This is a genomic window from Massilia sp. UBA6681, assembly GCF_002454935.1.
In the GTDB taxonomy this organism is placed as follows: Bacteria; Pseudomonadota; Gammaproteobacteria; order Burkholderiales; family Burkholderiaceae_D; genus Telluria; species Telluria varians.
In genome coordinates this window covers 56,784-68,089 of record NZ_DKJX01000112.1, presented here as the reverse complement: position 1 = coordinate 68,089, position 11,306 = coordinate 56,784, and the positions used below count along the sequence as shown (strand labels likewise).

The 11,306-nt window shown below is 66.5% G+C and carries 8 protein-coding genes; 6 read left to right on the top strand and 2 right to left on the bottom strand.

What is annotated here, in order from left to right; genetic code table 11:
• The first annotated feature begins 46 nt into the window (after window positions 1-46).
• Window positions 47-508 carry a hypothetical protein gene (locus B2R83_RS21050; protein ID WP_292044676.1) on the top strand — a complete coding sequence of 154 codons (462 nt, stop codon included), beginning with the start codon at window positions 47-49 and terminating at the stop codon, window positions 506-508.
• A 422-nt stretch (window positions 509-930) separates the two neighbouring features.
• Here B2R83_RS21050 and B2R83_RS21045 read toward each other — a convergent pair whose 3' ends face one another.
• The gene (locus tag B2R83_RS21045; protein WP_292044675.1) at window positions 931-1,410 is read right to left on the bottom strand and encodes a DUF3016 domain-containing protein; all 480 of its coding nucleotides are present in this window, start codon (window positions 1,408-1,410) and stop codon (window positions 931-933) included.
• Between the two features lie 374 nt (window positions 1,411-1,784).
• Window positions 1,785-2,918, bottom strand: coding sequence for an FMN-dependent L-lactate dehydrogenase LldD (gene lldD / locus B2R83_RS21040; protein WP_292044672.1), 1,134 nt, complete (start codon window positions 2,916-2,918; stop codon window positions 1,785-1,787).
• A gap of 250 nt (window positions 2,919-3,168) precedes the next feature.
• Between lldD and B2R83_RS21035 the strand changes: the two genes are divergently transcribed.
• From B2R83_RS21035 to B2R83_RS21015, 5 genes are read left to right on the top strand one after another with little or no spacing between them, the layout of a single operon-like run.
• Entirely contained in the window at window positions 3,169-5,067 is a 1,899-nt protein-coding gene (locus tag B2R83_RS21035) for a rhamnogalacturonan lyase (protein WP_292044670.1), read from the top strand.
• Window positions 5,068-5,096: 29 nt separating this feature from the next.
• A complete protein-coding gene (locus B2R83_RS21030) occupies window positions 5,097-6,317 on the top strand; it encodes a DUF4861 family protein (RefSeq protein ID WP_292044668.1) in 1,221 nt (406 codons plus the stop codon).
• 2 nt (window positions 6,318-6,319) lie between these two features.
• Entirely contained in the window at window positions 6,320-9,016 is a 2,697-nt protein-coding gene (locus B2R83_RS21025; protein ID WP_292044666.1) for a Tat pathway signal sequence domain protein, read from the top strand.
• 10 nt (window positions 9,017-9,026) lie between these two features.
• Window positions 9,027-10,337 carry a rhamnogalacturonan acetylesterase gene (locus B2R83_RS21020; protein ID WP_292044664.1) on the top strand — a complete coding sequence of 437 codons (1,311 nt, stop codon included), beginning with the start codon at window positions 9,027-9,029 and terminating at the stop codon, window positions 10,335-10,337.
• Complete coding sequence (locus B2R83_RS21015; RefSeq protein WP_292044663.1) at window positions 10,334-11,305, top strand: glycoside hydrolase family 43 protein; 972 nt, start codon at window positions 10,334-10,336, stop codon at window positions 11,303-11,305. The genes B2R83_RS21020 and B2R83_RS21015 overlap by 4 nt, the downstream gene beginning before the upstream one ends.
• The last annotated feature ends 1 nt before the right edge of the window (window position 11,306 follow it).

The following is an 11,306-nucleotide window of genomic DNA, read 5'->3' as shown; positions in this document are numbered from 1 at the left end:
GAGACTCGCGCGCCGTGCTCGAATTAAGGTTGGTGAGAGATCTTAAATGGGTCGCAAAAGGTTGAATCACGCCGCTGAAACTTTCTGTGCGATGTTCTGCGGCTGGCGGCTGTCGAATTCTTACGTTGAACTTCAGACCCTTGGTTCTGGCGTTCTCGATATTGACGTGTTAGAGGCAAAATGCAATTTTAATGGCAGTCCTATCAGTTCGGTCTCGATTGCACATGAACTTAATGGGTGGCTGCTGCAGGACATGCAAAAGCACAACATCCCCATCGCCGAGCTGTCGTCAGCACTTTTGTCAGTCGTTATTGAACTGGAGCGTGTTCCTGCACCGCCAGGCCCTCGAGGCAGCTTCTACATTGGAAAAGACGGTAAGCCTATTGATAAAGGCGAATTTTTTAAGATCGCGGCCAACTGTACTAGCGAAATCAGGACGGGTGACTCGACATACAGGGCCATACGGAGCCACCATGAACAATGGCCGGTGGGCTGGCCCAGTATATAACCTCGCGGCTTTGGGCGACGCATTCTACATTAGACAGCGTCCTACCCTGTCAATTCCATTGAATAATGCCGAAAAAATGCGACAGGCCGAGTTCGACGAGGCCGCGATGGCGCTGCTGCGGCTACCTACGACGTCTACCTGGTGAAGGACGAGCCCGAGGTGGGCCAGCGCCTTCCACGATGCCATGAAGTCATTCGGCGCTACCTCTGGAAGAAGATGCCGCTGGCAGATCACGGAAAATATTGGCTGATACCGAGTTCTTGCAGAGACGACCGGCCCGCCTTTTATGCGGTGCAAGCGTCGGGATAAATGTGCGGTGACAGCCGGGAACATGCGATTTTTTGGCTCGATGCGCCACGGCGCCGGCGTAATCCGCCCCCGGCGAGCCCGGGCGCGTGAGAAGCGGGATAGTAGATGGGCGCTCAGTGCGCCGCCACCACCTCCTTGCGCCACCAGTCCTCGACCATCTGCTTCTCGTGCGAGTACATCTCGTGGGTATAGCGATTAACTCCCATCAGGTAGTTGGGATTGGACAGCTTGGCTTCCCCGGTGCGCACTGCCTGCCCGTCCTGCTCGATGGTGTAGCGCAAGTGCAGACGCGGCCAGTCGGCGCGGCCCTTCAGCACGCGCACATCACGAATCGCCACGCGCGGGAACTCGTCCCCGGCCAAGTCGATATCGAGCATCTCGACCTTCAGTTTCTGCCCCGCCGGCAACTGTTTCGACAGGTGCGCGAAATGCTCGCTAAAGTGCCACTCCATGTTTTCCCGGTCGATGGCCGAGCGCGGCACGTCCGCCATGTTTGCTGGATGGGCGAACGTCACGATCGCCTCGGCCGATGCATTCAACGCAACGATCATCACCGCCACTGCCAGCGTGCCTTTGTAGATGAGCTTAATCATTACCAACCCCTTTGCGTGTTCCTATTCATTCAATCGATGAATATACGCTTATTTGGAGGTGTCGGTCTCATTCACAATGCCCGCGCTTTTAGTGGGAAGACGCTCTCGATTGGACATGTATCGGAGAGGAAGGACTGGGTGAATATGTAATCGTTACGACATCGCACAAAGATGAATCTCTTGCTGACGTCGTCGCGTTTGCCGAGGCCTTCGAAACGCGAGTGCCTCATTCTGTCCAAGTCGTCCATCGCTAGCCCGGCCACCTTCCGTGAAGGACCGCTTTGGGTCGATAGCGGACGTAGATGGCATCGCCACGGCTGATCGCCGCAATGCAAACGCCACACATTGATGATCGCCGCCTGCCCCGATCGGCCTCACTTGGCCAACAAGTGCGGCCCGATCTCCCGCACCGACTGCACCCCGGTCAGCACCATATTGGTCCGCAAGTCCTTCTCCATGATCGCAAGCAGCCGCTCCACGCCCGCCTGCCCCTGCGTCGCCAGCGCATAGACAAAGGCCCGCCCGATCAGCACCCCATCCGCGCCCAGCGCCAGCATGCGGAACACGTCGGTCCCGGTGCGTACCCCGCCATCGGCAAAGATCGCCAGCTTGCCCTTCACTTCCGCTGCAATGGCCGGCAGCGCCTGGGCCGACGACGGCGCCCCGTCCAGCTGGCGCCCGCCGTGGTTCGACACGACGATGCCGTCGGCCCCGAAGGCCAGCGCATCGCGCGCATCTTCCGGGTCGAGGATGCCCTTGACGATGAACTTGCCCTTCCACTCGTCGCGAATCCACTGCAGGTCGGGCCAACTGATGCCAGGATCGAAGTTCGCCCCCAGCCAGCCGATGTAGTCGGCCAGCCCGGTCGCGCTGCCGCGGTAGGCCGAGATGTTCCCGAGGTCGTGCGGACGCCCGAACACGCCCACGTCGAGGGCCCAGCGCGGATGCGTCATTGCCTGCAGCACCCGCCGCAGCGGGCCGTTCGGGCCGCTCATGCCGCTGTGGGCGTCGCGGTAGCGCGCACCCGGCACCGGCATGTCGACCGTGAACACCAGGTTGGTGGCGCCCAGCTCCCAGGCACGGCGCATCACGTCGCGCATGAAGCCGCGGTCCTTCAGGACGTAGAGCTGGAACCAGATCGGATTTGCCGCCTGGGCCGCCACTTCCGCCAGCGGGCACACCGAGACGGTCGACTGAATGAAGGGGATATTGCGGCGGCAAGCCGCGCGCACCGCCTGCACTTCGCCGCGGCGCGCATACATGCCGGTCAGGCCGACCGGCGCCAGCGCGATCGGCAGCCCGTAATCCTGGCCGAAATACTGCACGCCCAGGTCCAGCTGCTCGGAGCCGCGCAGGACGCGCTGGCGCAGCTTCACGGCCTGCAGGTCGTCGACGTTGCTGCGCAGCGTCTGCTCGGCGCCGGCGCCGCCATCGAGGTAATGGAACAGGAAAGGGGGCAGCCGGCGGCGTGCGGCCTCTCGGAAATCGGTGGCGGACGAGATGATCATGTACTGGCTGGTAGAGAACGAATCCGCACAGTCTACGCTGGCATGCGCATGAGCGTCCATATCCCGCTCTGCTCAACTGATGCTTCGATCAGCGCCTTGATCGCAAGGGAGCGCTCGCGCTGTATTCACACGGCGCAGGATCCGCTCAAGCGCCTGATTAAATGTCCCGCCACACCCCCCGATTGTTGACACTGTCGGCATGGCATCCAATACTCGGATGAGCTACCCTCGACGCCCAACCCCGGACACCATGGCACCCAAGACCTGTAACGACACCAGCAAGCGCAGCATCGCCCTCGGCATGCTGGCGCTTGCCTGCACCGCTTGCGCGACCACGAGCACGGCGCCCGCCGTCACCCAGCTCGGCGGCAAGCAGCTCGAACGACTCGACCGCGGCGTGGTCGCGATCCACACCCAGGACGGCAACTTCGTCAGCTGGCGCCTGCTCGGCCAGGAAGACGCGGCCACCAGCTTCAACCTCTACCGCGACGGCAAGCGCCTCAACGATGCGCCGCTGGCCGCCACCAACTTCGTCGACAAGGGCGTCGCTCCAGGGGCAAGCTACAGCGTGCGGGCCGTGCGCGGCAATGCCGAAGCGGGCGACGACGCCAAGCCGGTCGCCGCCTGGCAGCAGCCCTTCCTGAGCATCCCCCTGCGCAAGCCGCAGGACGGCGTCACGCCGGACGGCGTGGCCTACAGCTACCAGGTGAACGACGGCTCGGCGGCCGACCTCGATGGCGACGGCCGCTACGAACTGCTGGTCAAGTGGCAGCCGACCAATGCGAAGGACAATTCGCACAGCGGCCACACCGGCTCGACCTATATCGACGCCTACCGCCTCGATGGCAGCTTCATGTGGCGCATCGACCTGGGCAGGAACATCCGCGCCGGCGCCCACTACACCACCTTCCTCGCCTACGACTTCGACGGCGACGGCCGCGCCGAAGTGATGATGAAGACCGCCGACGGCAGCGTCGACGGCCAGGGCAAGGTCATCGGCGACGCCAAGGCCGACTACCGCAACAACCGGGGCTTCATCCTGGATGGTCCTGAATTCCTGACGGTGTTCGACGGCCGCAGCGGCGCCGCGCTGGCCACCACCGGCTATACGCCGGCACGCGGCGGCAACGGCGCGGCCTGGGGCGATGCTAACGGCAACCGGGTCGACCGCTTCCTCGGCGGCGTGGCCTACCTCGACGGCAAGCAGCCGAGCGCGGTGTTCGCGCGCGGCTACTACACACGCGCCGTGCTGGCGGCCTGGGACTGGCGCGACGGCAAGCTGACGCAGCGCTGGGTGTTCGACAGCGACACGCCCGGCAACGGCGAGGCCGCCGGCCAGGGTGCGCACTGGATGGCGGTGGCCGACGCCGACGGCGACGGCCGCGACGACATCGTCTACGGCGCCGCCACCATCGCCAGCAGCGGCAAGCTGATGTACTCATCGAACCTGTGCCACGGCGACGCCCTCCACGTGGGCAAGCACGACCCGAGCCTGCCGGGACTGCAGGTCTTCATGGTGCACGAGTCGCCCAAATGCTACCGCGGCAACGGCGCCGCCATGCGCGATGCCGCCACCGGCAAGGTCCTGTGGGGCATCCCGAGCACCATCGACGTCGGCCGCGGCATCTGCATGGACATCGACGCCGCCCATCCGGGCAACGAATGCTGGGCCGCGATCGGCGGCATCACCAATCCGGCCGGCGGCCTGTACAACGCCAAAGGCCAGCAGATCTCGGCGGTGCGCCCGCGCGCCTACAACTTCGGCCTCTGGTGGGACGGCGACCTGCTGCGCGAATCGCTCGACGGCACGAAGGTCGAGAAGTGGAACCCGCAGGCCCAGCGCCTTGACCTGCTGCTGGACGCCGCGCCGCTGCGCGCCGCGTCCAACAACGGCACCAAGGCCAACCCCGTGCTGTCGGCCGACCTGTTCGGCGACTGGCGCGAGGAAGTCGTCTGGCGCAGCAATACGGACGACGCCCTGCTGGTGTTCAGCACCACCGTGCCGACCGCGCACCGACTGCCGACCCTGATGCACGACGCCCAGTACCGGGTGCAGGTGGCGGCCCAGAACGCCGGCTACAACCAGCCGCCCCACCCCAGCTTCTTCCTCGGCGAAGGCATGCCCCCGCCGCCGCATTCGTCCAAATAAGTCACCCATCTCGATAAGCGCATTCCGACATGACTACTCGCTTCGCCCTGTCCGCCATCGCCCTTGCAGCCCTGTTCGCCACCGGCGCCAACGCTGCCGAACGCCTCACCGTCACCGTCAGCCACACGCTGGACATCGCCCGCCCGGCCGAGACCATTGCCATCCCCTGGACCAAGGTCAACGAGGCCCTGCCGCAGGCCCTGAACCAGCAACTGGTGGTCAAGGACGCCGCGGGACGCGTGCTGCCCTACCAGGTCACCAATATCGCTCCCACCGGCAAGGACCCGAAGATGATCGGCGCCGGCTATGGCGAGCTGTTGTTCCAGGTCGCCTTCAAGGCGGGCGAGAAGCGCACCACGGTCACCATCGAGAAGGCCGGCGCCACCGTACCGCCCTTCCCGGCCAAGGCCTACGCGCGCTTCGTGCAGGAACGCCTCGACGACTTCGCCTGGGAGAACGACAAGCTGGCTCACCGCACCTACGGCCCGGCCCTCGCCGCTCCGGCACCCGCCGGCAGCGACAAGGAAGTGCTGGTCACCAGCGGCATGGATATCTGGTTCAAGCGCGTGCCCTACCCGATCGTCGACCGCTGGTACAACATCGGCCACGATCACTACCACGTCGACGAAGGCGAAGGCATCGACATGTACAACGTCGGCCCGACCCGCGGCGCGGGCGGCACCGGCATCTGGGACGGTCAAAAGCTGTTTGTCGACACCAACTACAAGACCTGGAAGATCCTGGCCAACGGCCCGGTACGCACCGTGTTCGAGCTGCACTATGACGGCTGGGACGCCCAGGGCACCAAGGTCTCGGAAGTCAAGCGCTTCACCGTCGACGCCGGCCGCTATTTCGACCGCATCGACAGCACCTTCGTTTTCACGGGCCCGGCCAGCCTGAACGCGGCCGTGGGCCTGAACAAGCGCCCGAGCGACAAGGGCCAGGAAGTCAAGGTCGACTTCAGCGAGAACAAGAAGGACGGCAGCCTGGTGCAATGGGTCACCCAGCGCAGCTTCGGCGACTTCGGCGTCGCCGTGATCGTGCCGAGCGCATCGGGCTTTGCCGCCGACGAACGCAACGGCCTGGTGGTCGCACCGGTCAGCTCCGGCCAGCCGCTGAGCTACCACGTGGGCGCCGCCTGGACCCGCGGCAGCCCCTTCGCCACCCAGGCCGACTGGCAGCGCCACGTGGCCGAGGAGGCGGCGCGCCTGCGTGCGCCGGTTGCAATCACCCTCGCCAAAGGGAATTGAGCATGGCCCCGCTGTCCCGCCGGAGCTTCTTCAAGACCGGCGCACTGGCCGCCGCGCTGCCCTTCGGCATGCGTGCGGTCGACGCCGTCGCCGCACCCACCGCGCCGTCCTCCCCGACCATCGCCGACCTTTCCTGGCTGGAGGGTGCGCCCTCGCTCATGACCGGCACCACCTTCGGCGTGCCATGGCCGCGCGGCGCCCTGCGCAAGGACCAGGCCTTTGCCCTGTCCAGCCCTGGCGGCGAGCTGGCCTGCCAGAGCTGGCCGCTCGCCTACTGGCCGGATGGTTCCCTGAAATGGACCGCCCACGCCCTGCCCGCGCAGGACGCGATGCCTGGCCGCCTGCAGCTCAAGCCCGGCAAGGCGCGCCTGCCCGCCCAGGCGCTGGCCATCAAGGAATCTGCGGACGCCATCGTGATCGATACCGGCGTCATCGAATGCGTCGTGCCGCGCCAGGGCGCCGACATCATCCGCAGCATCCGGCGCGGCAAGACCGAGATCGCGCGCGCCGGCAAGCTGGTGGCGCTGAGCGACGATCAGCCGGACGGCAGCACGCGCCAGAGCGCCTACGAAAGCCAGCTCGCCAAAGTCACGCTCGAGCAGCGCGGCCCGGTGCGCAGCGTGGTCAAGCTCGAAGGCATGCACCGCGACGTCAAGAGCAGCCGCGCCTGGCTGCCCTTCACCGTGCGCCTGTACTTCTACCTAGGTGCCGAGTCGGTGCGCATCATGCACACCTTCGTCTTCGACGGCGACGAGCAGAAGGACTTCGTGCGCGGGATCGGCCTGCGCTTCGACGTGCCGCTGACGGACGAAGAACACAACCGCCACGTACGCTTCGGTGGCGAAGCCGGCGGCCTGTGGGCCGAAGGCGTGCGCAACCTCACCGGCCTGCGGCGCGACCCGGGCGCGGCGGTACGCAAGGCCCAGCTGGCCGGCCAGGGCGTGGCAGTCTCGGAGATCGGCGAGCGCGTGCGCAAGAACATGCAGTACGTGCCGGCCTGGGGCGACTACAGCCTGTCGCAACTGTCCGCCGACAGCTTCCGCATCCGCAAGCGCACCAAGGCCGGCCACGGCTGGATCGATGCGGCCTGGGGCCGGCGTGCGCCGGGCCTGGGCTACATCGGCGGCGCCTCCAGCGGCGTCGCCTTCGGCATGCGCGACTTCTGGCAGCGCCACCCGACCCAGCTCGACATCCGCAACGCCCATACGGACGCGGCCCAGGTCACCCTCTGGATGTGGTCGCCCGACGCGCCGGCCATGGACCTGCGCTTCTACCACGACGGCATGGGCATGGACACCCACGCCGAAGAACTGCAGGCCCTCGACATCACCTACGAGGACTACGAAAAAGGCTTCGGCACCCCGGTCGGCGTCGCGCGCAGCAGCGAGCTGACCCTGTGGGCCCTTGGCGCGACGCCGGCGCGCGAGCGCCTGGTGCAGATGGCGGCCCATGTCCAGACGCCGCCGCAGCTGGCGGCGGCGCCCGCCCACATCCTCGCCACCCGCGTGTTCGGCAACATGTGGTCCCTGCCCGACCGCTCCACGCCTGCGAAAGCGCATATCGAGGACCGGCTGGATGCCCACTTCGATTTCTACCGCAAGGAAGTCGAGCAGCGCCGCTGGTACGGCTTCTGGGACCACGGCGACTTCCGCCATACCTACGATCTCGACCGCCACGAATGGCGCTACGACGTCGGCGGCTATGCCTGGGCCAACTCGGAACTATCGCCCGACCTGTGGCTGTGGTATTCCTTCCTGCGTACCGGCCGCGCCGACATCTTCCGCGTCGGCGAAGCCATGGTGCGCCACACCAGCGACGTCGACACCTACCACCTGGGCCGCTTCGCCGGACTGGGCACGCGCCACAACGTCCAGCACTGGGGCTGCAGCGCCAAGCAGGTGCGCATCAGCACCGCCGTCTACCGCCGCATGTACTACTTCCTGACGGCCGACGAACGCATCGGCGACGTCATGCGCGAAACGCTCGACGCCGACCAGCGCCTGGAAGCGGTCGACCCGGTGCGCAAACTTCCGAACCAGCCGCCCAAGGGACAGTTCCCGGTGCGGGCCAGCTTCGGCACCGACTGGGCCTCGCTGGCGGCCAACTGGCTGACCGAATGGGAACGCAGCGGCAGCACGAAGTACCGCGACCGCATCCTGACCGGCATGCGCGACATCGCCGCCATGCCGCATGGCTTCTTCAACGCCGAGCGCATGGGCTACGAGCTGGAAACCGGGCGCCTGCACAACATGATCGGCACCGATGTCAAAGCCTCGCACCTGAACGCGGTGTTCGGCGCCATCGAGATCTTCGACGAACTGATCAACCTCACCGGCGACAAGGCTTTCGAGAAGGCCTGGATCGAGTACTGCGAACTGTACAACGCGCCCGCCGAGGAACAGCGCCGCAGGCTGGGCAAGACCCACGGCGGCACCGACGCCATCTACCAGGGCAACTCGCGCATGACGGCCTACGCGGCCTGGAAACGCAAGGCCCCCGAACTGGCGCGGCGCGCCTGGAAGGAATTCGCCGGCGCCAACCGGCCGTATCCACCCTTCACGCCGCGGCGCGTGGCCGGTCCGGCCGTGCTCAATCCGGTGAACGAGGTGCCATGGGTGACCACCAACGAGACCGCCCAGTGGGGCCTGGCCGCGATCCAGAACCTGGCCCTGGTCGGCGACGCGCTGCCGGCGTCTTGAAAGGACGAATATGCGATTGACCATCCTTGGCGCCGCCATCGGCGCCCTCCTGCTCGCGGGCTGCGCTGCCCAGCCCCGGGCGGACCAGGCGAAGCGCTTCGCCTTCGGGAGCGCGGCCCCGGCCGGCTACACTCCAGTGAGCACCGGCACCATCTACGACGCCGGCCGCGGCTACGGCTTCGAGCCGGGTGCGGCCCAGGGCAGCTATTTTTCGGTCGACCTCCCGGAAGGGAGTTACCGCGTGACGGTCACCCTGGGCGATGACACCCAGCCGTCTACCACCACCATCAAGTCCGAACTGCGCCGCCTGGCGCTCGAGAACGTGCAGACCGCGCCCGGCCAGAAGCTCGAGCGCAGCTTCATCGTCAACGTGCGCACTCCGCAGATCCCGGCGGCGAACGGCGTCGCGCCGGGCGAAGTCAAGCTCAACGTTCCGCGCGAGACCGTCAGCGAAGCCTGGGCCTGGGACCAGCGCCTGACCCTGGAATTCAACGGCACGCGCCCGGCGGTGCGTACCGTTGAGATCACGCCGGTACAGGTGCCGACCCTGTTCCTGCTGGGCGACTCCACCGTCAGCGACCAGCCGGGCGAGCCTTACAACAGCTGGGGCCAGATGCTGCCGCGCTTCCTGAAGCCCTCGGTGGCGGTGGCCAACTACGCGCAATCGGGCGAAACCTATCGCGATTCGCTCTCCAAGCGCCGCATCGACAAGATCCTGAGCCAGATGAAGCCGGGCGACACGCTCCTGATGCAGTACGGGCACAACGACCAGAAGCAGATCGCGTCCGGCAAGGGCGGCCCCTTCACTACCTACAAGGCCGAGATCAAGACCCACGTCGAGATGGTGCGCGCTAGGGGCGGGCTGCCGGTCATCGTCTCGTCGATGGAACGGCGCCGCTTCGACCCGGCGGGGAAAATCCAGCTCACCCTGACCGACTACGCCGAGGCGGCGCGCCAGTCGGCCCGGGAACTGAACGTGCCCTTCATCGACCTGCATGCGATGAGCCAGACCATGTATACGGCCCTCGGCGTCGAAGGCTCGAAGGCGGCTTTCGCCCTGCCCGCGCCGGACCGCCTCGACAATACCCACCACAACAACTACGGCAGCTACGTGCTGGCCAAGGCCATCGTGCTCGGCATGCGCCAGGCCAAGCTGCCGGTGGCCAGCCACGTGGTCGACGATTTCGCCTTCGACCCGGCCCGTCCCGACCCGGTCAGCGCATTCGCCGTGCCGCCCAGCCCCGGCCGCAAGGCCGAGCGGCCGGCCGGCGATGAGAGCAACCGTGAGGTGCGCGTCTCCAGCACCGGGAGCGCCCGATGAAGCGCCGCGCCGCCCTCGGCGCGATCGCAGGCGCCGCCCTGCTGGCCGGCTGTGCGCCGCTGCTGCGCAATGAGGAGAAACAGGCCTACCTGTTCGCCTACTTCATCGGCAACGGCGGCGACGGCCTGCACCTGGCCGCCAGTACTGATGGCTATCAGTGGGAAGCCTTGCACGGCGGCGCCAGCTTCCTCACGCCCACCGTGGGCGGCGCGAAACTGATGCGCGACCCGAGCCTGGTGCGCGGGCCGGACGGCCTGTACCACATGGTCTGGACCAGCGGCTGGAACGACCGCGGCATCGGCTACGCTTCCTCGCCCGACCTGCTGACCTGGTCGCCCCAGCGCGAGATCCCGGTGATGGGGCACGAGCCGACCGCGCTGAACGCCTGGGCACCCGAGCTCTTCTACGACGCCAAACAGGGCCACTACCTGATCCTGTGGTCGTCCACGGTCCCGGGGCGCTTCCCGGAAACCGAGGGCAAGAGCGAGGAGAAGTACAACCACCGCATCTATGCCACCACGACGAAGGATTTCGTCAGCTTCACGCCGACGCGTCTGTATTACGACCCGGGCTTCTCGGTGATCGACGCCACGCTGGCGCACGCTTTCGGCAAGGATTGGCTGCTGGTGAAGGACGAGACCCGTTATCCGCCGATGAAGCACCTGCGGGTGGCGCAGGCGTCCAGCTTCGAGGGACCGTTCGGGGCGCTGGGTGCGCCGATCACGCCGCCGGGCCTGTGGAGCGAGGGGCCGAGCGTGCTGCAGGTGGGCGACGAGGTGATCGTGTACTACGACGCCTATACGGCCGGGCACTACGGTGCGCTGCGCACGCGCGATATGGTGAACTGGGAGGACGTGACTGCGAAGCTGCGCTTCCCGAACGCCGGCACCACGCAGCGGGTGCGGCATGGGACGGCATTCGCGGTGCCGGCCAGCTTGGTTGACAGGATCAGGGCCGCGAAACCATAAA

Bases quoted from the DNA above. Each gene is read 5' to 3' on its own strand.
- B2R83_RS21020 (WP_292044664.1), top strand. From the start codon at position 9,027: ATGCGATTGACCATCCTTGGCGCCGCCATCGGCGCCCTCCTGCTCGCG.
- B2R83_RS21030 (WP_292044668.1), top strand. From the start codon at position 5,097: ATGACTACTCGCTTCGCCCTGTCCGCCATCGCCCTTGCAGCCCTGTTC.
- B2R83_RS21015 (WP_292044663.1), top strand. From the start codon at position 10,334: ATGAAGCGCCGCGCCGCCCTCGGCGCGATCGCAGGCGCCGCCCTGCTG.
- B2R83_RS21050 (WP_292044676.1), top strand. From the start codon at position 47: ATGGGTCGCAAAAGGTTGAATCACGCCGCTGAAACTTTCTGTGCGATG.
- B2R83_RS21045 (WP_292044675.1), bottom strand. From the start codon at position 1,410: ATGATTAAGCTCATCTACAAAGGCACGCTGGCAGTGGCGGTGATGATC.
- B2R83_RS21025 (WP_292044666.1), top strand. From the start codon at position 6,320: ATGGCCCCGCTGTCCCGCCGGAGCTTCTTCAAGACCGGCGCACTGGCC.
- lldD (WP_292044672.1), bottom strand. From the start codon at position 2,918: ATGATCATCTCGTCCGCCACCGATTTCCGAGAGGCCGCACGCCGCCGG.
- B2R83_RS21035 (WP_292044670.1), top strand. From the start codon at position 3,169: ATGGCACCCAAGACCTGTAACGACACCAGCAAGCGCAGCATCGCCCTC.